At 57.5% G+C, this 21,461-nt stretch carries 18 protein-coding genes and 1 tRNA gene; 7 read left to right on the top strand and 12 right to left on the bottom strand.

Annotated features, from left to right (window positions below):
- Positions 1-101: 101 nt before the first annotated feature.
- Positions 102-863, bottom strand: a complete 762-nt coding sequence (locus Poly24_RS13770) for an MBL fold metallo-hydrolase (protein ID WP_197451895.1) — start codon at positions 861-863, stop codon at positions 102-104.
- A 388-nt stretch (positions 864-1,251) separates the two neighbouring features.
- Here Poly24_RS13770 and Poly24_RS13765 point away from each other — a divergent pair, with 388 nt between their 5' ends.
- Positions 1,252-2,427 (top strand): alpha/beta hydrolase family protein, encoded by a 1,176-nt coding sequence (locus tag Poly24_RS13765; protein ID WP_145096158.1) that lies wholly within the window; start codon positions 1,252-1,254, stop codon positions 2,425-2,427.
- Positions 2,428-2,477: 50 nt separating this feature from the next.
- Here Poly24_RS13765 and Poly24_RS13760 read toward each other — a convergent pair whose 3' ends face one another.
- The 8 genes from Poly24_RS13760 to Poly24_RS13725 form a co-directional block, all read right to left on the bottom strand.
- Positions 2,478-3,233, bottom strand: a complete 756-nt coding sequence (locus tag Poly24_RS13760) for an alpha/beta hydrolase (protein WP_231753130.1) — start codon at positions 3,231-3,233, stop codon at positions 2,478-2,480.
- Between the two features lie 202 nt (positions 3,234-3,435).
- The gene (locus tag Poly24_RS13755) at positions 3,436-3,822 is read right to left on the bottom strand and encodes a group II truncated hemoglobin (protein ID WP_145096152.1); all 387 of its coding nucleotides are present in this window, start codon (positions 3,820-3,822) and stop codon (positions 3,436-3,438) included.
- Positions 3,823-4,055: 233 nt separating this feature from the next.
- Positions 4,056-4,592 carry a carboxymuconolactone decarboxylase family protein gene (locus Poly24_RS13750; RefSeq protein ID WP_145096149.1) on the bottom strand — a complete coding sequence of 179 codons (537 nt, stop codon included), beginning with the start codon at positions 4,590-4,592 and terminating at the stop codon, positions 4,056-4,058.
- Positions 4,593-4,768: 176 nt separating this feature from the next.
- Positions 4,769-5,626, bottom strand: a complete 858-nt coding sequence (locus Poly24_RS13745) for an alpha/beta hydrolase (protein ID WP_145096146.1) — start codon at positions 5,624-5,626, stop codon at positions 4,769-4,771.
- 59 nt (positions 5,627-5,685) lie between these two features.
- Positions 5,686-7,629: a hypothetical protein gene (locus Poly24_RS13740; protein WP_145096143.1), complete on the bottom strand. Its 1,944-nt coding sequence runs from the start codon at positions 7,627-7,629 to the stop codon at positions 5,686-5,688.
- Between the two features lie 51 nt (positions 7,630-7,680).
- A complete protein-coding gene (locus Poly24_RS13735) occupies positions 7,681-8,529 on the bottom strand; it encodes a PP2C family protein-serine/threonine phosphatase (protein WP_145096140.1) in 849 nt (282 codons plus the stop codon).
- A gap of 10 nt (positions 8,530-8,539) precedes the next feature.
- On the bottom strand, positions 8,540-9,829 hold the full coding sequence (locus Poly24_RS13730) for a serine/threonine protein kinase (protein ID WP_145102889.1): 1,290 nt from the start codon (positions 9,827-9,829) through the stop codon (positions 8,540-8,542).
- 335 nt (positions 9,830-10,164) lie between these two features.
- Complete coding sequence (locus tag Poly24_RS13725; RefSeq protein ID WP_231753129.1) at positions 10,165-13,776, bottom strand: hypothetical protein; 3,612 nt, start codon at positions 13,774-13,776, stop codon at positions 10,165-10,167.
- Positions 13,777-13,940: 164 nt separating this feature from the next.
- On the opposite strand from Poly24_RS13725, the gene cutA reads away from it, so the two are divergent.
- Both cutA and Poly24_RS13715 read left to right on the top strand, forming a co-directional pair.
- Positions 13,941-14,282 carry a divalent-cation tolerance protein CutA gene (gene cutA / locus Poly24_RS13720; RefSeq protein ID WP_231753128.1) on the top strand — a complete coding sequence of 114 codons (342 nt, stop codon included), beginning with the start codon at positions 13,941-13,943 and terminating at the stop codon, positions 14,280-14,282.
- Positions 14,283-14,400: 118 nt separating this feature from the next.
- On the top strand, positions 14,401-15,609 hold the full coding sequence (locus Poly24_RS13715; protein WP_145096131.1) for a GIY-YIG nuclease family protein: 1,209 nt from the start codon (positions 14,401-14,403) through the stop codon (positions 15,607-15,609).
- Positions 15,610-15,660: 51 nt separating this feature from the next.
- Here Poly24_RS13715 and Poly24_RS13710 read toward each other — a convergent pair whose 3' ends face one another.
- Positions 15,661-15,882, bottom strand: a complete 222-nt coding sequence (locus Poly24_RS13710; protein ID WP_145096129.1) for a hypothetical protein — start codon at positions 15,880-15,882, stop codon at positions 15,661-15,663.
- 95 nt (positions 15,883-15,977) lie between these two features.
- On the opposite strand from Poly24_RS13710, the gene Poly24_RS13705 reads away from it, so the two are divergent.
- The 4 genes from Poly24_RS13705 (at position 15,978) to Poly24_RS13690 (ending at position 19,229) form a co-directional block, all read left to right on the top strand.
- Positions 15,978-16,817 carry a glycosyltransferase family 2 protein gene (locus tag Poly24_RS13705; RefSeq protein ID WP_145096126.1) on the top strand — a complete coding sequence of 280 codons (840 nt, stop codon included), beginning with the start codon at positions 15,978-15,980 and terminating at the stop codon, positions 16,815-16,817.
- Positions 16,818-16,887: 70 nt separating this feature from the next.
- Positions 16,888-17,715 (top strand): alpha/beta hydrolase family protein, encoded by an 828-nt coding sequence (locus tag Poly24_RS13700; protein ID WP_145096123.1) that lies wholly within the window; start codon positions 16,888-16,890, stop codon positions 17,713-17,715.
- Between the two features lie 372 nt (positions 17,716-18,087).
- Positions 18,088-18,160: transfer RNA gene (locus Poly24_RS13695), tRNA-Asn, on the top strand.
- Between the two features lie 442 nt (positions 18,161-18,602).
- Complete coding sequence (locus tag Poly24_RS13690) at positions 18,603-19,229, top strand: hypothetical protein (protein ID WP_197451892.1); 627 nt, start codon at positions 18,603-18,605, stop codon at positions 19,227-19,229.
- Here the strand turns inward: Poly24_RS13690 and Poly24_RS13685 are convergent.
- A complete protein-coding gene (locus tag Poly24_RS13685) occupies positions 19,215-20,396 on the bottom strand; it encodes a hypothetical protein (protein ID WP_145096117.1) in 1,182 nt (393 codons plus the stop codon). The two genes, Poly24_RS13690 and Poly24_RS13685, sit on opposite strands and share 15 nt — an antisense overlap.
- Positions 20,397-20,404: 8 nt before the next feature.
- Positions 20,405-21,217, bottom strand: a complete 813-nt coding sequence (locus tag Poly24_RS13680) for an FRG domain-containing protein (protein ID WP_197451891.1) — start codon at positions 21,215-21,217, stop codon at positions 20,405-20,407.
- Positions 21,218-21,461: the final 244 nt, after the last annotated feature.

The raw sequence follows: 21,461 nt of genomic DNA, 5'->3' as shown, positions 1-21,461 counted from the left end.
GCGCGGGGAAAGCGGACTCCCGAGCCGCAACGATCGAGCGCAAATATCGGGATTGGGGCGATCGCGCCGTTTATTCCAGACGTCGCCCCAACGCAGACACGTCAAAAATCGATGACTTGCAAATCTTGCGCGGTATCGATGGTATCCACCCATGCTTTGGCATCGGCGATTCCCACGGGATCGTCGTCGGTTTCCAGCGGATTCAGATGCACGAGCCAGTTTTGCGCTGCCCCGATGGCGGCGGCCGTTTTGCCAACGCGTGTGGTTGAACTGTGCCCGGTCTTGATCGCCCATTCATCTTGGGATGTGCGGAAATTGCATTCGTGCAATAACAAATCGACACCCCGTACAATCCGAACGTAGTCGGCTGTGGGATCCGCAGTCGTATCGGTCACGTACGCCATGCTGTGATCGTTCCAATCGATTCGATAACCGATCGATCCGCCGGGGTGTTCCAGAGAGAACGGAGTCACCGTTGCATCGCCCTTCAATGAAAACGATTGCCCCGGTAGCACCGGCATCCACTCCACTTCCAATCCGACAGGAAAGATCGACTCGCTAAACAGGTGCGTTTGAATCGCCGACAGCTTCTCCGGATCGCCCCAGACCCGCACCGTGGCAACCGGCCGTTGGTACAACACACTCAGTAGAAACGTCAGACCACAGATATGATCCAGATGAGAATGCGTCAGCAGGATGTCTAAATGATCCGTTTCGATCCGCGGTGGCAACCGGAACATCCCCGATCCCGCATCGAGAACGATTCCCGATTCAGGCAAGAGATAACAAGACGTCTGACGCGTTTCGCTGGGGTGATATCCAGCGGTTCCCAAGCAATGCAGTTTCATATCCGCAGGATACACGAAATCTTTCCCACGTGTCGTCTGGGGATTCACAGGAGCCAAAATCGTGGCAGCTTCTTGTCGGACCGGGCGTGTTGGCTCGCTTACCGCGCGCTCCGTATCGCTCACGACAACTCGATCGCGTCCCCAACGCAAACCACACAGCGCATGCACCAAGTTAGAACGCTTGTTCACCATCCACTTCACTCAAATCCAACCGGTCCCGTCTCTGTTTGGATCAACCGTGCGGCGGAACATCGAACTTCCGGGGCGTCCCATGGCATCCGTGCAATTTGGGTCGGTTGGTAAAACGCTTGAACGTCATGCTTGTCGGTGTCAGACTATCGATCCTCAATGGTTCGAACCCGAACTCCCGCCTGCCCCCACCTCGCCACCGATGGAAGCATCGATGAAACGGAAGCCCTACCTGAATGCATGGAATGCCACTTATCGATTCATCGGAACGGCGCTCTGGGTCGGCAATCTATTGCTGGCAACCTTGGGGGAATTGAATGCCAAGGAACCGGAAGTGGCGGCGGTCCCCGCTCAAATCGACGCCAGTTTCGCGCATCTGGCAGACCGCTCCAAACCCTCGATGCGATGGAAAGCTGAAACGCCAGCGCAACACCAACAATGGCAGCAGAACTTGCATCCGGTAGTTGTCGATCTCTTGGGGAAGATGCCCGACCGTGTTCCTTTGGAAGTGAAGTGGAGCGAGGAGAAGTCGTTCGACACCTACACACGGCACAAGATCTATGTTCGAACCGAAGCGGCCTATTGGGCGCCGGTATACTACTTTGTTCCTCATCACCGCGCCGCACCATTGCCTGCGATCGTCTGTTTGCACGGGCACAGTGGAATCGTTCCCTATATTGGCGAAGCGAAAAACGCTCATGAAGAAGCAAAGATTCGCGACAGTCAACTGGACTATGCCGTCTACCTGGCGAAGCACGGATATGTGACCGCCGCGATCAATGTCCGCGGCTGGAACGAAACCGCCGGCAATCAGGACTCGGGAGTCAAGAACCTCCGTCGCAGTTGCACGCAAGTCACGATGGATTCCTTTTTGTTAGGAATGACCCCGCAAGGCTTGCGATGCTGGGACGCGATGCGAGTGATCGATTTCCTTCAGAGCCGCCAGGAAGAAGTCGACCCGGACAAGATCGGAGTCGCCGGTCTTTCGGGCGGAGGGACGCTTTCGATGTATCTGCCCGTTTTGGACGACCGCGTCAAGTTGGCGATGATCGCGGGAGCATTCTCGACGTATCGATCGTCGATTTTTCCGATCCGCCACTGCATCTGCAATTGCCTGCCACGGATCATGCAGTATGCGGAGATGGATGACGTCGTCGCACTCTACGCGCCGCGCCCCGTTCTATTGATCAATGGCGTCGAAGATCCCATCTTCCCGATTGCCGGTGCGCGTGAGGGGCTGGAAACCTTGCAACAGGTTTACAAGCTCTTGGGCAAACCGGACAACATCCAGGCAGACTTCTTCGACGGCGGTCACGCTTGGTCGAACAACAAAACGCTTGAGTTTCTTGCCCAACACTTCGGCTTGCCCACCACGCCTCCATCGCAATAGATCGCGTTCAGCAAGACGGACTGCTTTGCGACGCAATGCGGGGACCGAACCTACGGCTGCGTCGGTTCCATGGTGTTTCTTTTCAACAGTTTGGTGTCAACTAACCAATCGCACAGTCGTTCGGGCCAATCGCCGGCGGCCGTGGTGGTGCCGGGGCGAAAGCCAAATCCGTGGCCGGCGTTGCTGTAAACATGCATTTCGCAAGGGACGCCCGCTGCCTTGTATTGCAGGTAGACGCCGACCATTCCGATGGCGATGTCTTCGCGGTCGTGATATCCAAACGCGATGAAGGCGGGGGGCATGCCCGGTTCGACGGTAAACGTTGCCGATTTGCCGGGGTAGATGAGGCCTTGGAAATCGGGCCGGCTGCTCTGGCGTTCGATCGGATCGTCACTTTTCGGATCTCCCATCTCCGGATGCATCGCGGCGTAGGCCGCCAATTCGCCGCCAGCGGAGAAGCCAACGATGCCGATGCGGTTGGGATCAATCTGCCACTGCGTTGCATTGGCTCGTACCATGCGGATCGCGCGGCGGGTGTCATCCATCGCGTGCCCTTCCAAGGTGTAATCGGACTCGGGCTCGCGGCACAGCCGATAACGCATCACAAACGCCGCGATGCCATGCTCGGCAAACCATTTCGCTAACGCGTCCCCTTCGTGCCCCAGGCAGAGCTTCGTGTGGCCGCCCCCCGGCGCGATCAAGATCGCGGTTCCGGTGGCCGTCTCTGGCGTAGGTAGGTACGGTGTGATCGACGGATGATGGACATTGCTGACGTTGGTCCCTTCCACCGTCTCCGGTTCGTTCATCCGATGAACCGAACCCGGTGCCCCGTCGACCCAAAGTGGAATTCTAACGGGCGTTTCCGCAGCGGACGCTTGAACGAAAGAGAGTCCTGAGAGAGCCAAAACCACACAAAACGAAAGCCATCGTGTCATAACGCCGCCTGAATTTTAATGCATCGAAGGAAAGGTGGGGGATTGTTTGCCCGCCATTGTAGTCACTGCACGCCTACTCCTGGCGATTCCGCATGTGGTCGGCGGTTCGATAGAAGGAATGTCTTAATTGCGCGGCCAGATGGATGTCTTCGACCAATTCGTCGATTGCTTGGTTCATGCACAACATCCACTGATCCCGTTCCGCCTGACCGATCGAAAAGGGCATGTGCCGGGCGCGAAGCATCGGGTGGCCGTATTCTTCGATGTACAGCGAAGGCCCGCCAAAGAAGCCCGACAGGAACTTGAACAACTTGTCCCGCGATTCGCTCATATCCTCGGCATGCATCTTGCGAATCGTTTCGGCGGCGGGCAATTCGGTCATCAAGTCGTAGAACCGATCGACCAATCGCCGCACCCCGTCGGCGCCTCCGAGTTGACTGTAGGTGGTTGCGGCGGCCATGCGGTGGGATCCTGTGCGAGCGGCAAATGAGCTTTGAAGGAGGGCAACGATTCAAAGCTCATTTTTTAAGCGGGCCGTCGGACCATTGGCAACCGCCCGAGACCAAATTCGTCCGTTCTCGAGCTTGGGAAACGCACCAACGGGCCAATCCCGATTTTCGATGAACGCAGCTTTCCCGTGCCGCGCAGCAGCGTTGGGCGGCGTCCGTGGTGAAGCATCCCCCGTTCCGCGGCCTACAGTTTTTCCGCCGCGGGAAAATCGAGCGTCGTATCGTTGACGTGGTTAAACAGGTTGGAGAAGGTCGCCAATCCGATATAACCGACCGCCTCGGCAATCTGCCCGTCGGTGTACCCTGCCGACTGAACCGCTTGCAGTTCTGCGTCGCTTACCAAACCTCGACTGGCGATCACGCGGCGGATGAAAGTTAGCAGCGCTTCGTGCTTCTTGTCGCCCGATTGGAACTGCCGCGCGGCAAGGATCTCGTCGTTCGCGACACCAACCTTTTTTGCCAACATCGAATGCGCGGAGACGCAATATTGGCAACCGTTTTGTTCGCTGACCGCCAGGTAGATGATCTCACGCTCCGCAGGCGCTAGCTCCCCTTGGGCCAACGCGTCGGACATCGAAAGATAGGCGTTTAACGCCGCTGGGCTGTTGCCCATCCCTTGAAAAATGTTGACGACCTTTCCCATTTTGGCGGTCAGGTCGTCGTAAATTCCCTTCAATGGTCCTTCAGCTTGGTCGGGAGTGATGGTTTGAAGGCGTGGCATGGGGGATTCCTTGGTTGGGGTTGTTCGATCCGACGCGACCGAGCGCGCCGCTAGGGTTTGCACCCAATTGACGCAGCACGGCGGCGATCCTTACAAAGAAATTTCCCCCTCCTACCAACGTTGGAGGTGTCGCGGACCGGGGCTCACGCCATGGACCGCTGGCGGTGAGGCACGGATTACTGCTTCGAAGCCAGATCGTTGCGGATGAACTTCAGCATCAAAGGGTGCGCCGGTTCGGCCATGCCACCGTGATTGTAGCCATCGAGTTCGAACAGTTCCGTCCGCGCATGCCCCGCGACTTTCATCATCCGCCATAGGTAAGCGTTCTCTTCATAGCGGCCCAGTATTTCCAACTCGCGATCCCCGGTGATCAGCAGTAAAGGGGGCGCATCACTACGCACGTGGTACAGCGGCGCCATGTCATCAACGACCGGCTGCTTCCCACCGATCCCACGTTCGGCGCGGATCGTGAAGTGTGTGATCGTGTGACCGCTGAACGGGATCAAACCCGCGATATCGTCGGCTTCGATTTTGTGTGCGGCCAACCAGCGGCGGTCGAGTCCGACCATGCTTGCCAGATAGCCGCCGGCCGAATGCCCGCTCACATAGATTTTCTCCGGCGATCCGCCGTAGTCGGCAATGTTTTGGAAAGTCCAGGCAACCGCTGCGGCGGCGTCTTCGATATAGGCGGGCGACTTCACCGCAGGCCCCAAGCGATAATTCACCGCTACCACGGCGATCCCTTGATTCTTCAAGCCCTTGGGAATCGATTTGTTCCCGGCCGTCAGCCCACCGCCGTGGAACCAGACGACGGTTGCGAAATCCGTTTTGTTGTCGGGGTAATAAATGTCCAACTTGCACCGTTCGCGCATCGCGTCGGTCAAATCGTCGCCACTGCGATAAGCAACATCCTCATCGGTCTTGTAGGTCGTCGCTGCGGGGGCGGCATCTTGCGCCGCGGCATGCAGCAGCGTGGTGAACGCAAACGCCGCAACAAATAGGAAACGGAGTTTCAAAACGGAGGGGTTAGGCATGGTGATCGACAGGGTGGGAGGAAAGGCGAACCGCCTCGCGAGGGACGCGAGGCCGATTTTCAAGAGGAAGACTTTTTGTCCGCGTCAGCCGCTTGCTTGGCGTGGAATTCTTGTTGCTTCTTGATGAAGAATTCCAACTGGCGACGAATCGGAGGCGAATGCGGTTCCAGTGCAACCGCTTCACGCTGCGTGCGGACAGCCGCATCGTAATCGCCCAAGGCGTAATAACAATGCGACAGCGTATCGGTCAGCGAAGCCAACTTAGGCGTCAACTCCAGCGAACGGCGACTGTAGGCCAGCGCCCGCTTGAGGTCGCCGTTTGTGTTTGCCGCCAGCCACGCATACTGATTGCAGTAATGGGAGATGATCCGGTTACGTTGCATTTGATTGACGCCCAAGGCCTGGCGTTCTTCATCGCGAATCATCCGTTCGAATTCGGTCAACGCCGTCCGCATTGCCCGCTGGGTGTCTCGTTTCCATTGTTCATCGCCATCGAAGCGGTACATGGCGATCAAGATGTCGCCGTCCAGCGGATCGGCGGCGATGGCCGACTTCAACGCGGCAGCCGCTTCGTCGGGTTGTTCTGCTTGCAGGTGTCCAAGTGCCGCGTTGTAATGCATCCGAGCTTCAAAGTCGTCGAACGCATAGATCAATTCGCGTTCGACGATGCGGCGGAAATCACGATCGATCTTCATTCGATCGACCGTCGGTTTCAGCATCTCCGCCGCTTCGCGATGCTCCTCAAACTCGCTCAGAATCATCGCCAACTTCCATCGCGCATCGGCCGCGCTGGACGTATCGATCGGACTGCGGTCGATCACATAACGGTATTCGCGTTGGGCCCATGCGAATCGTCCGCGACCGACCAACTCCATCGCCACCAGCATATGGCGTTGGGTCGCTTGCTGCCGCGCATCGGCGGTCATGGGGCTGCTGCCATCTTCGTTCAACGGTGCCAACGGCGCAAGCTCCAGTGCTTGGGCGACCCATTGTTCGCCCTGCTTCGGCTCCCCCGTTTCGGTCAGCGCTTCGGCAACCGCGTACGACAACCACGCATCGTTTTTAAAGTCGCTTGGATCGCGATGCAGCAGCTTTAAGACGATCGTCCACATCTGGTGATCCAACGCCCATTCCACCGCATTGCGTAGCGGCTGCTTGCGGGATTCGACAAGTTCAAGACTCTCGACCGCCAGATCCAAGGATTCCGATTTCAGCCCGTGTTCGAGGGCGCGGACAGCACTGATCCGGTACAGTTCCAAAACGGCAAGGTCATCGCTTGATCGCGTCGTGTGTCCGGCGACGCGTTGCCGTTCGGCAGCAATGAACGCGCGCCATCCGGCGACGTCGTATTCGTCGTGCGCCAAATCGTCGGCATACAACGTCAACCACTTGGCCGCTTCTCGAGCGTTTGCTCCCAACGCCTCAGCGATCACGGCACTATTGCGACGGCGAACTTCGATCGAATCGGCCGTCGGTTGCTGCATGATCAAGAGTGCCGCCGATCGACTCAGCCGCAGCTTGGTTTCAAACCGAACCAACCGACAGAGCGCCGCCAGCCCTTCGCGTTGCGGCAGCGCCGCCAAACGATCCATTCGACTCTTGCGTTCGACTTCCGATTGCGATCCATACTCCGACAGGATCTGCCGCACGTCGGTCGAATCGTCTTCGGTCGACCAACTGACCTGCAAACTCTCGACCAGGTACCGCGCTGCCATCGCGATCTCACTGTCGTCGTTCAATTGAGCTGCGTGCAGCGCGTCGAACGCCAACAGTCCCATGCGTTGTAATTCGCCCCGAGCGCGGATCCGTTTGGCGTAACTGGGATCGCCCAACTGCGTGATCAGACGATCGACTTGTTCTCGCAGCTGAAGATCACCGACCGGTTGGACCGGATCGTCGGCCGCCTGCAATGGTATCGCGGTCAGCACCAGAAGCAACATCGCCGCACGGAAAATCGAGGGCTTCGGGGCCGAAGCCGCAGCGGGAATGATTGGCGTTGGCATAGATTAAAACCATCTTTCGACGCATCGTGAGCGAAACACACAGTCTACAGTCTAACCGGATTGCCGGCGGAATAGCAAAACGGTCAGATCGTCCGGTTTGCTGGGCCGACCTTCCCCAGGGCTGCCCATCCGTTGGACGGCAAGACTTGTCAATTCGTTAACACTCTCTTCGATCTTCCCGCTGCGAATTCGATCGATCGCTTCCTGGATCGTGACGTTATCGGTTAAGCCATCGCTGGCCAACAGCACCGTGTCGCGCGCCGCCAACCGGATCGCCGATCCAATTTCAATACGCATCGAAGCCGAACCCACAGCATTCAGGATCACGTGCCGTTCGGCATGCTCCATCGCTTCTTTGGAATTCAAAAAACCGGCGGCCAGTCCAAATCCAACCGGCGAATGCGAAGTCGTTTCCAGTTTGATCTTGCCTCGCGAACCGACAACCAAGACCACCGAATCCCCCGCATGATACGGGCGGACTTCGTCTTTGGTGATTTCGACCACGGCCAGCGTCGTTCCCGATCCAATGCCCATTGCCTGGACCGCTTCGTTAGCGCGTTCGAAACCGTTGATGATTCCAATCCGAAGCATGAACTGTTGACGCAGCGCCTCGTTGATCGCAAGCACCATTTCGCGAACCGCCATCAACGATGCGACCTCCCCCGCCGAATGCCCGCCCATCCCATCGGCAACAATCAGCACGCAGGTGTCGCCGTCACAAGGAACAATCGCCGCGACATCTTCGTTGGGCGTTTCCTTGTTGGGGCTTCGCGACGTGAAAACGGCCGCTTCCCCACCGGCCGCTAGATGAACAGCGGCGCGGTTCATCCGCCGATCACGGTAGATTATCGAAGGGCCTGGGCCGCAGGGATTGAGCACCAACTGAACTTCCTTATCCAATTTAGTTTCTTTAGATGTCCGTGGCACACCAAGGGCAACAGCTCCAGAATTCACGCGTCACGCCCCAATCACACGATTGACATTTGTCCTTCGATCGAGGCAATTTCCACGATCGCTGCACCGCACTCTGGCACCAGGGACAATATCGCATGAATGGCATCAGACTGCCGCCACAGGCTTCGTTTTCGCAGGTCGTCGTGTAGCGTTTGTCGGTAAACGAACGGGTCGAACCCAATTCGAATTCAGCGCCATCGCACCACGGACAGAAGGACCAATCCAGCTTCATGCCGCCGTCGCAGCGTGGACAAACCTGCGGGAAACGGGTCTCTCGCACCTGTTGGTCGCGATCCGAACTGCACCACGGACACGCGATCATCGACTCGGCGACCGGCCCGTTGCACTTCTTGCAGAATCCGTTGACATCGACTGCCTTGCCGTAGCTGCGCAGGAACTGCTGGTACCGCAGCGTCCGCCAATCGCGTCCTGTCTTCTTCTTTTTTCCAGCGTTTGCCGTCGCTTCGTTGTTCAGGATCGCACGCGGTTTCAAACGCCGAAAGGCAGACAACATCTGCGTCGCGTTGCGGTAGCGTCGCTGTGGTTCCATCTGCAATGAACGCCGCAACATCTCCACAAACTCAGGACTCACCCGTTCGCAAAGCGCCCGATAATTCGGGGGCGGCCAGGTGAAAGGCCATTCGGGCAGCTTGCCGCTGAAGACGCGATACAGCACCAACCCCAGCGAAAAGACGTCGCTGCGGAACGAAGGACGCCCCATCGCTTGTTCGGGAGCGATGTAGCCAACGGTTCCTGAACCAGACGCACGGAGCGTCCGCATGGCAATCTTCGCGATCCCGAAATCGGTAAGCCGCAGGTCCCCCTCGGGAAACAAGACCATGTTCTCGGGCTTCAGATCGCAATGAATGATCCGCCGCTCGTGGGCATACGAAACCGCTTCGAGCATCTGTTCGGTATAGCTGATCCCTTGGGCAATCGACATCCGTTTGGTGATGCGGTCCCCCAAAGTCTGTTCGGCCAGCGGAAACGCGAGCACAAAATGCCCTTCGATAAACTCCGCGTTCTTGAGCGTGAGAATGTTAGGATGATCCAACGACGCCATCATCCGCACTTCTTTCAGACATTCTTCCAGCACATCGGAACTGAGCGTCTGCGAATAAGGGATCTTCAGCGCAACGCGGACCCCCTCGATCGTGTCTAGCGCACGGTAAACACCTGCGAAGCCCCCTTCACCGAGCTTCTTCTCAATCTGATATTTTCCAAGTTTCTGTCGTGACTTGATCATCCAGGTGCAGCAATCAAAGATCCAGGTCGCCGTCGGGCGATTCGATACCACGCGAACTCAACATAATGATACTTCACGCCTAGCATATCGAATCGCCAGCTTGGGGAAACCATGCGCGATTCTTTCCGATCACGGCTTTTTGATTTTCTGCGCAGCCTGCCCAACCGACCTGGCCCACCGCGCGGCAGCAATGCCCGGCGGCTCGATGGCTGATCCGGCACCGATTGCCTGCCGGAAATGAACGCCGGCATCGAGCTTCGATGCTCGCCGGACTGACGCCCGCGATGCGTAACCGAATCGGCGGTAAAACAGTCGCCGAACAGGGCAATTCCTGTCTATCGGTTGCCAAACAGCTTTTGCAAGCCGCGGGAGAGTTCCTTTTGCAGGGCGTTCTTGGCAGTCTCCTCCAACGCCTTGGTTCCCAACCGCGTCAGCGATTCTTGAACACCTCGCGAATCGAGGCTCGGACGGTTGAACGTACCATCGATCGGGATCTGGAATGTCTGGCCGATCATTCCTGCTTTTTTCATGTCGGTGCCGGCCCAAGCCTCTTCGATCGGGATCTGTGCGTTCAGCTCCAGCCGTCCGTCCAGCGAAGCGCTGCCGCTGGAAACCACCTGCACGTCATCCAGTTGCATCATCAATCGCTGATGCGTGACGACGCCGTTCTCCATCACAAAATCGACCGATTGGGCGGGCAATTCAATCCAACGGTTGCCCGCCGTCAGCGGTTTGCTGCCTCCCAGCGACGCGAATTGGCCGATCACACCGACCACGCTGTTCGCGATCGGGCCTGGGCCCACTTGCGCGTGGTCGATCCCCAAGCGGCCGCTGATTTTGTTTTGCGCCGGGGCCAGCGGATAGATCATCGCGTGATCGATCTCCAACTTAAACGTGCCGTTGACATCCGTCGCGTCGGCCAACAATGGCGCTACGTACTTCAACCACGTTCGCGTCATCTCTGTTTCCAGTTCCAACCCTTCGGCAATCAGGCCGGGCGTGGCTTGGATCCACATCGGATCGTCCACGTAGCTGGCTTTGCCCGCCAAGTTCAGTCGGCCCTTGGGCAATTGAATCGTCGTTGGGGCAATTTCGATCTGCCCCGCCGCAGTTTTTAAAGGAATCGAAGCCGCGCCGATCTCCACTCCCGCGATCGTTGCGGTCTCCCAAGCCAGTGTCCCCGAAGCGACCACGTCGACGGGATCGTCGCCGTGCATCCGCACCTGCAAATCGATCGGACCCTCGCTGGAACCGGACATCTGGATCGGCTGGCCGATCAGTTCTTCCAACCGCCGCGCGATCTCGTCGCTGCGAATCCGTGCCGGTCCCGAAACCGAGATCTGCGTGTCGGTAGCGTCCGACCGGTACTTGGCGGCCAACGTGGCATCGAGCCACTGTGTGGTGACCTTCAAATCCTCCGCGTCCACGTCGCCGCTGGATTCGATGTATTGAACCGTACCGATCAGTTTCATGTTCGGTTCACGCCACAGCGATTCGGTCGTGGTCTGCACCGGGATCGGTTGGGCTCCGTTGGCGAAGTTCACCTGCCCGGCAACGCCCACGTTTTGCAACAGCTCCAAATTCTCGCCGTCGGCCTCGACGTTCGCCTTCCAGATTCCGTCGATTCCTCGCAGCGTAGCCCGCCCTTCGACCGACCCTTTGTACTGGTAATCGCTGGATTCCACCGCCGGTTGCGGAACGAAGTTTGTAAGCTGAATCGGTTGGAATTGTGCGGCGATCGCGTCGGTCGATTGACGCAGTCGTTCGATGTCGGCACGCCAGGCGATTTCGAGATCGCTTTGACCGGAGGCGCGATAGTCGCCTTGGGCGCTCAGGGCCGCCGCATTCCCGATCGCCGTGAACGATCGAATCGCAATTTCATCCATCGCCATTGGAAGCTTGCCATCGAAGTTCAATTGCAGCGTCGATTGGCTGTAACGCGCGCCGGACCAAACCACCGCTGGTTGTTCCAGTACCATCGTCGCGGCGCGCAACACACCGTCGGTCATGGCAATGTCCGCATTTAACGTCGCTTGGAATTCCCCTTCAGCCGCTCCCATCTCCGCGGGCAGCCAAGGCCGCAGCAGGCTCACGACCGCTCCCACCCGGCCGTTGCCAACCGCTTTGATCGGCAACAGGGTTTGCGAGGTCGGTTGGTCGATCGGCCGTTCCAGTTCAAGGTCCCACATTTGTGAAGCGTTGCGCAGCGTGATCGCCGCTTCATTCAATCGGGACAAATGATCGCCGCCCCAAATTCCGATCGCGCCGACTTTCAGATCAACCGCTGGTTCGCGAATCGTTTCGCCTCCCGACAAACCGATCGCCAACTTCGCAGCGGTCGCCTGACCGTCCAGTCGCCATAAGCCATCCGGCTGCGCAGTCCAGCGAATGTTGCCCGACGTGCTTCCCCCCAACTCCGTTTCCGACATATCGACAAGCGGCGACAACATCGTCGCCAAACGGCCCAGGTCGACGTTGAATTCCGCTTGCCCGTTACGAAGGTCGCCGCTGCCGGTCGCGTTGGCGAACATGCTGCGAATCTGCAGCCGTTCGGCCATGATCCAGGCTCCCGAGGGGCGCGCGGCCAATTGGATCGTCATCGGTTCGATCTGCAGCGGCCGACCAAACGAGGTCGCCCGAATCGGATCCGACTCCAAATCGATGTTCGTCAAAAATCCCGACGCATCTTGGATGCCGCTGAGACTGCCACGCAGGATCGCCGATTCGATCGACGCGTTTTCGCGCAGCGGCAAAAGCCCAGGTGCCGCTTTGGTCAGTCGTGCCAAATCGACCTCCAGCCCCGCCGTGCCCGAAAGGGCTTCCAGCCAAGCAAACGGATTTTCCGCGAGATCGCCGGCAACGTTTTCCGCAGCGATGCGGAAGGTGCCGTTCAGATCGGCAACGCCCACGTCGCTGCTGACTCTTAGCCCCATCCCTTGCAGGTGGGTTTCGGTATAAAGGAAGGAACCTTCCACGCGCGCCGCCTGGATCGCCCACAACTGTTCCGACAACCGCGGATCGCCGACTTGAACATCGCGCAGATTCAAGCTGCGGAAATCGCCACGCAACGCTCCGCTGGCGTCGATCGTTAGCCGCACATCGCCGTCGGCAAGCCCCGCGACATACTGCGGTGCAAGCCCATCGTCCGTTGGAAACCGCATCGCCAGCAGTTTGGCGATCGACAGCGGCAGCGCCGCCAAAGACGCGTCGAGTTGTAAGGCTCCGGCACCGCCTTGCGCGGGCGCAGCCAGACGCAGTTCCAGCTTGCCCGTCTGAGATCGTGGGTCGATCAGTGTTAGCGAAACATTGCCCTGCGGTAGGTCGCCGACCAAGGTGAGGTCAGCCGCGATTCCGGCCAGCTTCCACTGTTCGCCGGTCGGCGCACTGGTCAGCATCGCTTCGGCATCGCGGACGACGATCTTGATCGACATCGCATCGCCCGAATCGGCCGAGGCGTCGGACGTTGCCGACGGTTCTGAATCGTCCGCGGCATTCAGCGCGGCGAGATCGGATTCCAAGCTGCTGGTTCCCGAATCGACAGCCACTTCGCTACGCAGCCCCGTCGCCTGGACGGTTCCGAAGTCGTTGCGTCCGGAGATCAGATCGATCAGTGTGATTTCGGTTTCGATTCGAGACGCGGTCAACCGCGTCTGTCCGCTGGGGCCCGTCAATTCCAAATCGTCCAACCGCAGCGGCGTCAACCAACCCAAGCGAATTCCGTAGGCCTTTGCCTGCCAGCCATATTTTGCCGCGTTGCTGCCCAACAGCGAATCGGCGATGGGCGAATTGCACACGATCGAGGGGCCGACCGCGATCGCTAAGACGATCGTCAACGCGAAGAGCCCCAACGCAATCCGATTGCGAGTCCGCCGTCGCTGACGCATCTGATCGGTCCGCCGACGGGATGTCTCGATTGCTTCGTCCATGTCCTTATCGATGCGTCCCACAACGAGCCTCCTGCTCCATCGGAAATCCGCCCCGCTCACCCCACACCTCGCCGATCGACCCTGTCTGCCCAGGCCGTGCGGTTGGTGTTTGCGCAGCAGCTACCTATCATTACGAATAGACCGGCGATTCTAAACAGAATCCGCGGTTCAGCCCAACAGCATTCTTGGAGTTGATATCATTGGCCGATTTCCTGCAAATTACAACAACCACACCGACGGAGAGCGAAGCCCAGCAGATCGCCGCGGAATTGATCCAGCAACGCTTCGCCGCGTGCGTGCAGATTGAAGGCCCGATCGCCAGTCATTATCGATGGGAAGGAGCGGTCCACTGCGATTCTGAATTTCGTTTGAGCATCAAAACCGTTGCGGCGAGGTATCCCGAGGTGGAGCGTTTGATCCAGTCACTGCATTCGTATCAGCAGCCGCAAATCATCGCGTTGCCGATCGTTGCCGGGACGGCAGGTTACTTGGACTGGTTGACCGAACAGACACGCCCGATTTGCTAGCGGCTGCGATTCGTTAGGGTTGGAGCCAGCGGCGGCTGTGTTAAACTTTGTTGGGGCATCCAAACCGTTCTTCGCGACGGTTCATCATCAGGATTGCGGGCACCCAGCTCGCGGATAAATGGATTTGCAACAGTACGGCGAACGATTTGAAGGCTTCGGGCCCAATCCGCTGGACCCATTGGGGCCGCGGCCGACGCAGCGGATCGATGCGTCCTCGCCCCCCGAACTGCGAACTTTGGTTCGCCAACGATTCCCTAAGGCCCCCGGCATCTACGGAATGCTGGATCGCCGCGGTCAATTGATCTACGTCGGAAAATCGAAGCGATTGCGTACGCGGCTGTTGTCCTACTTCAGCCCCCGCAATGCCGAAGAAAAGGCGGGCCGGATCATCCAAGCGTCCCAGACGATCCTGTGGGAGACGCAGCCCAGCGAATTTGCGGCACTGCTGCGTGAACAACAACTGATTCGCCGCTGGACACCGCGTTGGAACGTTCAAGAAATTCCGAAACGCCAACGCCCCGTCTATTTATGTTTGGGAGGCGTGCCAGCACCCTATTTCTTCATCGACAGGATGCCGCCGGCGGACGTCGTCGCCAGCGAAGGGCCGTTTATGGGAGCCGGCAAGATGCAGCGGGCGGTCGATGCGCTGAACAACTTTTTTCGACTGCGCGATTGCAGCAGCAAACAAGAACTCTATTTCGCTGACCAGTTGCAACTATTCGACCTGCAACAGCGTCCCGGGTGTCTGCGGTATGAGATCGGCCGCTGCAGTGGTCCCTGCGTTGGGCAATGCACGCGCCGTCAATACGATCAACAGGTGGCCGAGGCGGAGAGTTTTCTCGATGGCTTCCATGCAGGGCCACTGGAAGCGATTCGCGAGACGATCCAACGGGCGGCGGAAATGCGACAGTACGAACTGGCGGGGCGGATGAGTCGCGATCTGGTCGCGTTGGAGTTTCTGCATCGGAAACTAATGTTCTTGGCCGCGGCGCGGCGCAAATTTACATTTGTGTATGCCGTTGCTGGTCACGCCCCCCAGGATACCGCCGCCGAACCGCAACGCGGTGTCTGGTATCTGATTCGGCAAGGCGAGGTTTGCGAATCGATCGTCGCGCCGCGCTGCCCTGAAGAATTTCAGCGGGCACGTCCACGTGTCGCCCATTGGAAACGCGTCCTGGCCGATCCTGAAAACCATCGCTCGGCGAGCGCTTTCCCATTCACTTTGTCACTGGTCGCCAATTGGTTGCGAAAACAACCTCAGGAACTCGAAAGCACCTTCCATCCGTCGGAAGCTGGCCGCCGCTACCGCGATTTGGCGCGGTTGTGACCGCTCGCCGTTTCGCTTGGAACGCAACGGGGCCCCTCCAGCTTGGTTTCGCTAGAAGGTGGTCTCGCATTCGATTGGCGAATCGAAGGCGACGGGAAACGCCCTCAGCGATCGCGCCGGCGGATAAGCTGCCACGGTAAGCAACACCGGCTTGGAGTACGTGCCGCCATCGCCACCGCTGCACGCGACAAGATCGGCACAAACCAACGTCGACGCGAAGGCTTTTTGATTGGCCTGGATAATGTCGGGCGAGTCAACCAGAAGTGTGTGCAAGAGTTGATCGACGCGCCCGGTTACCTCGGGTTTCGTTGTATCCGCACGTGCTTCGGATGTCCGTGCGCGTTTCACCGTGAGAAGAGATGGGATCGATGAAGAAGAGCCTGATCGCAACGTCGTCGCAGCATGAATTTGCAAACGCGGAGCTGCCGAGCCGCCGCCACGATAGTTCTCAGCACTGTGAGCGTTTGCTCGACGAAGCGGAATCGCTGGTCCAACAGGCGATCGACGACGCCCAGACCGATGCGCCGGAGCTGTCGGTGGTGATCCCAGTCTTCAACGAACGCGAGACGCTGCCGCAAGTGATCGCCGCGGTCCAAGCCCTGCCGATCACGAAAGAAATCATCGTCGTCGACGACGGTAGCAGCGACGGAACCGCCGATTGGCTGGCTAGCCAACGCGGGAAGTCGGGGCTGACGATCGTCCTGCGGCGTCGCAATCGCGGCAAGGGATCGGCCCTGCGGATGGGCTTTCGCCACTGCCGCGGCGAGATCATCGCGATCCAAGATGCCGACCTCGAATACGATCCCCGCGATCTGATGAAAGTCATCCGGCCGATCCAGGATGGACTCTCCGATATCGCCTACGGTTCCCGCTATCTGGGCAACCACGTGCAGGACCCTTCGTTCTTGCATCGCTTGGGGAATCGCGTGCTGACCGGTTTAAGTAACGTCACGACCGGTCTACGGTTGACCGACATGGAGACCTGTTACAAAGCGTTCCGCCGGGACTTGATCCAAGGGCTGACGCTGCGACAGTGCCGATTTGGATTTGAACCCGAAGTGACGGCCAAGTTGGCTCGCAGCGGCCAAAGGTTCATGGAAGTCCCGATCGAATACCAGAGTCGCGGCTACGACGAGGGGAAGAAGATCGGTTGGCGCGATGGTGTCAACGCGATCTACTGCATGTTACGGTACAGCCGCTGGGATTGAGCCGCCAGTTGGTCCAGGCGGTGCGGATCGAAACGCGGGGCTGAACTTCGAACGTGTTGGAACTCCATCGATGTGGCTTCGCAAACGACTCGCCGACCGCTTTATCCTTCGTCCCTCGCGGCGCGTGGTCGACGATCCGCAACCCGCGACGCGGATGATCGTCGACGGACCGCAAGGCGACATCGAATGCTTCGCGGCGCGGAAGCCAGCTGGCACACAAGCCGCAGCGCCGTTGGACGTTGATCAATCGCCGGCCGATCTGCTGATCTTAAAGTTGCCTGGGACAGGCGGCCGCGCCGAGCGATCGACAGCTTTTCCCGCCCTGCTCTTCCAGCCGCGCGATGTCGAAGTTTGGACCTGGAATCCGCCGGGCTACGGACTCAGCCAAGGCTCCGCCTCGCTGCGACACATTCCCGCCGCAGTCCTTGCCGTTTGGGATCATCTGCAACAGCACCGCGTCGGTCCCAACACGAAGACATTGATCGTCGGCAACAGTCTCGGTTCGGTGACAGCTTTGTATTTGGCCAGCCAACGCGAGGCCGACGCGCTGATGATCCGCAACCCGCCGCCGCTCGTCGACATGGTCCGCGACGGCAACGCCTGGTGGAACGCTCATCGCGGCGGAACGTGGATCGCGGCATCGATCGAAGCGAAGATGGACGCCACGACAACCGCCAGCCACTGCCAGATGCCAGCTCTGTTTGTCCAATCGCAACTCGACGCCCTCGTCCCCGCTCGGCTTCAGCAATCGATCATCGACGCCTACGCCGGCCCGCACCGCCTGGTCGTCCTGCCCGAAGCCGAACACGATACCCCCTACCGCGCCGACGACCTCGACGCGATCCAATCGGGACTGCAATGGCTGCTGCCCAAGATGTTCGACCAACCGCTGGAGTAAAGGCTTCAGCCGAACGAGCTCAAGGCGCTGGAGTGGAGGCTTCAGCCGACTCAAGCGCCGCACCGTTCGCCCAAACGCTCGAGTCCAGCGTTTCGGTCGCCGCGGAGCGAGAAAATTTGCAGCGTGGTGCCGCCTCGCGGGAGAACGCCGCCGTCGCGTCGACCGAGCGGAAAGTCAAGCTTTTCCGGCACGATTGGTACAAACCGTGCTGGGCCGACTCAAGTTGTGAAAAAAGCTTGCCGATAGCCCCTAAGGCGACCTTGCGAGGATGAAAGTGATACAGTAAATTTCGGACACGAGAGGAACGCCGCCTCGGAAACCCAAGTCCCACGAAGGACCTGGGCGTCCCCGGAGCAGCAATCCGCTCCATATTCCCCTGTAGCTCAGTTGGTAGAGCAGGCGGCTGTTAACCGCCTTGTCAGAGGTTCGAGTCCTCTCGGGGGAGCTTTTTCAAGCCATAAAGGCTACGAGCTAGTATGAACTAAAAGCCCGACCTCGAGTGATCGAACGTCGGGCTTTTTTTCGTTTGCACCTTAGTCCTTCCGCTTTTTCTTGCGGTGTTTGGCCTCAGCCAGCAACCTTCCGCTGTCTGTTAGGAGGTTTTGTGGCATTGAGTGTAGTCCGGTAATTATCGCCATCCACCACTCGGCATCTGCTCCCAGGTCTGCGTGTTTTGTTGGCAAGGCTACGCCGGGGACATGCAAATGTCCAAATCAAAAAACGATTCGAACGCATGAGTATCGCCGTATTGGACACTCGCCTTGGACGTTGAGCGTTACAATCAGATACAGCAAAGCTGATATGGACAGGAGAAAAGGACAATGTTCTCGCGAGAATCAGAAATGTCTACAAGCGTCCTGCGATGGATGCGACGTAGCGGTTTGATCGTGAAAGAAGAATTTGTGTCTCCTTGGGGAATCTGTGATTTTGCCGGCATTCAGTTCAACTTGAAGCACGTGCAGCACAGGCTGGGACTTAGGCAGAAAAAGGCTGTGACGTCCATCACAAGGGCAGCGTTACTGCTGCAGGTCCCCGACGTTGAAGATCGCCGGTCTATCTCAGTGGATTGCCTTGCGAAGAAGTTTTCAACTGCGCTTACGCGTGAGTGTCTAGAGCGAGACATTGCTCGTCTTCAAGCCGACGGTTTTTTGGTGCGAACTAAGCGTGGCACGCTTCAGAAACGCAATGGTTGGATGCCGCTTCAGGATCGTATCGTGGCCGTGGAGGCTAAATTAGCCCGTGTCGAAGAGGCATTGCAGCAAGCTCGGGCAAACCTAGGGTTTGCCGCAGAGTCTTACGTGGCGCTTCCAATCCAGTTGGCACGACGGGTAGCTGCAGACCCTAGCCAGTGGGAAAAGTACTTTGATCTGGGGATTGGTTTGATTGGAGTAGCGTCGACTCGATGCGAACTTTTTATTGATGCGGACATCAATTCGCACTGCCACGATCCAGCAGTACGTCTTTATTGCGCTGAGAAATTTTGGAATGAAGCTGCACGCTCAGAGGCAACTTAACATTAGTGGCTCGGCAACGGACTCAGGGCGTCTTGCCGTGCCCTCGTCAGCAAATGGAGGCAATGACTTACCTAGCGCATACGCTGCTGACAAATCCTGAAACAGTGCCATTGAACGACCGGTCGATGGGACCGACGCGATGCCGTCGTACCAGTTTTTGTAGAAGCTGGCGACCTGTTCTTTTGCCCGCGTTGTGTCCTGGAACAGCGTTAGGTTTTTCTTGATGTCCGCGAATTCGGATCGTGCAGGATGCGAAGCAGATAATCTGGACATTGCGTTGTCGAGCCATTTTGATAGTTCAGGGGTGACTTTGACTCTTCGTCTAAGGGCTGGGATGGCAATCCTCGCGCTTGGCGGACGAACTTTCCCACCCGAAACGAAGTAGTTGTAACCCGACCCCACTCCGATAAGTGGCGACTCAATCAGCCCCTTTGCCCAAAGCACAATATTTAGTCCCCAGTACGGACCACCGAGCTTCAATTTGCTCGGTATCCGATCGTTCAGTTCTTCGTGCAACGACAGGATCCCCGGGAATCGTTTTTGCCGTAGTGTGGCTGAACCACTGTCATCGACTAAACTTTGATCAACCACCCAGAATCCATCGGCGTGGGCATCGTGGTAACATTTCTCTGCTTGCTGAACTTTTGGATTACGTTCCGTTTTCTTCGTCAATTGTTTTTGATGCATAAAGATCAATGGGAGAATTAGTCTTCCCGAGAAGCCGTTTGAGCTTTTCCAGTTTCCAGTTGCCTTAGCCAACGCTCTATTAATTTTGTTTCGATCAGCCCCATCCACAATCGGCAGCTGAGGAACACTGATCCATGACGGCTTGTGCAACGCACATTGATCGAGCAATTCGTTCACCATCGCATTTACCGTCGCCTGAACTGGACTGCCAAGGCACAGGCAAAAGGAATCGAATGTTTGGAACTCACTCATGAAATCAAACCAATTGTTTTTATCCCCTACTAGCTTACTACGGCGTGATTCGACATCGTCAAAGCCATCGAAGCAGCTATCCACCCACAGTTTGCGGCTCTTGGGGAGTGCTGCGGAGAGTTTTGGGGCACGGTTCAATGGAACTCGTGCATGAATCGAGTCTCCAAAATAACGAGATGCGAGCCCCGCTGCTTCGTCGCCTGTAACGTTTGGGATATGGTCTGCCATTTAAATTCCTAAATCCTTGCGGAACGAAGCAAGTGAGAACAAACGTGTTCAGGCTCTGGGAGAATGAACATTTCACCAATTCCAACACGTTCGAGTTCGTTTAACAAAGTTGATTTAAATTCCTTTAGGATCGGAACGTAAATTAGCGAGCTTGCTTGACTGTTATCGAGTTCAAATCGTTTCCCATGTAGCGTAAACGCCCCTTGTTGCATCGCAATTCGTTCAGTGTTCCACGTGGGGTTGATCGCAATAGTTTTCCTTCCTCGTCGGGAGTCGCGACCATCCATCTCAAGATACGGCTCGATAACTTTCGCATCCTTTTGGAAATTGAAAACACGAGGAAGGCTAGCATCCACTGCTAGGTTTAATTCAATCGGGTTAAGAATGGCAACCAAGCCATCGTCTTGTTGATTTGAGCAGCATGTAAAAAACAACGCCACCGCAGCGTTCTGAGTCCAGTCGAGCAATCGAGTTGGCAGTCCGTAGTGCTGTGCGACCTGCATCCAACCCAAATTATCGTGCGGAGCAGGCGGACGCGGAAGCTTCATCTCCAGAAACCTCTTCATCTCAGATACCAGGCTCAATGCTTTGTTTCTGGCATCTACTGTCGAATACCTTAATGCTGAAGGAGCTAGTCTATAACTCAACTTGGAGTGGCCGCGGAACCAAAAAACCTTTCCGGGATCGAGCAATGAATGGAATACAGCAAAAAAATCACTTAAAGACTGGATGGTGGTGTCGGCATAAAGTGGGCATTCAAGCGGACACTTTGCGAACCGCCGCCTAATCTTTGCCCGCTCCCTTGCTGATGCTACTGCCACTCGACCCCTCACTGAACATATTGACCGTTTGCATTATTGCTGATTGTCTGGCACTGAACTGGTTCAGCATCATGCAACTTAGGATGAAATACTAGATCATAGCAAACCTTCAAACCTAACGTGCGCTCCGACAAGTGTGGCCAGCCAGCTTTTGTAATGCCAAGCTCCTGATACCCACCACGCCCCCCTGCCCCCAAAAGTGAATATGGGCTGTTGGATGCCCGCCTTTTCTATAACAGGCGCT

This window comes from Rosistilla carotiformis, assembly GCF_007753095.1.
Taxonomy (GTDB): Bacteria; Planctomycetota; Planctomycetia; order Pirellulales; family Pirellulaceae; genus Rosistilla; species Rosistilla carotiformis.
Note: the sequence above shows the minus strand (reverse complement) of the source record. Positions and strands in the feature narration are given on the sequence as shown.

What these genes read in the sequence shown, in the direction of transcription:
- Poly24_RS13765 (WP_145096158.1), top strand. Translation starts at nt 1,252, where the DNA reads ATGAAACGGAAGCCCTACCTGAATGCATGGAATGCCACTTATCGATTC.
- Poly24_RS13760 (WP_231753130.1), bottom strand. Translation starts at nt 3,233, where the DNA reads ATGAACGAACCGGAGACGGTGGAAGGGACCAACGTCAGCAATGTCCAT.
- Poly24_RS13755 (WP_145096152.1), bottom strand. Translation starts at nt 3,822, where the DNA reads ATGGCCGCCGCAACCACCTACAGTCAACTCGGAGGCGCCGACGGGGTG.
- Poly24_RS13750 (WP_145096149.1), bottom strand. Translation starts at nt 4,592, where the DNA reads ATGCCACGCCTTCAAACCATCACTCCCGACCAAGCTGAAGGACCATTG.
- Poly24_RS13745 (WP_145096146.1), bottom strand. Translation starts at nt 5,626, where the DNA reads ATGCCTAACCCCTCCGTTTTGAAACTCCGTTTCCTATTTGTTGCGGCG.
- Poly24_RS13740 (WP_145096143.1), bottom strand. Translation starts at nt 7,629, where the DNA reads ATGCCAACGCCAATCATTCCCGCTGCGGCTTCGGCCCCGAAGCCCTCG.
- Poly24_RS13730 (WP_145102889.1), bottom strand. Translation starts at nt 9,829, where the DNA reads ATGATCAAGTCACGACAGAAACTTGGAAAATATCAGATTGAGAAGAAG.
- Poly24_RS13715 (WP_145096131.1), top strand. Translation starts at nt 14,401, where the DNA reads ATGGATTTGCAACAGTACGGCGAACGATTTGAAGGCTTCGGGCCCAAT.
- Poly24_RS13705 (WP_145096126.1), top strand. Translation starts at nt 15,978, where the DNA reads ATGAAGAAGAGCCTGATCGCAACGTCGTCGCAGCATGAATTTGCAAAC.
- Poly24_RS13700 (WP_145096123.1), top strand. Translation starts at nt 16,888, where the DNA reads ATGTGGCTTCGCAAACGACTCGCCGACCGCTTTATCCTTCGTCCCTCG.
- Poly24_RS13685 (WP_145096117.1), bottom strand. Translation starts at nt 20,396, where the DNA reads ATGGCAGACCATATCCCAAACGTTACAGGCGACGAAGCAGCGGGGCTC.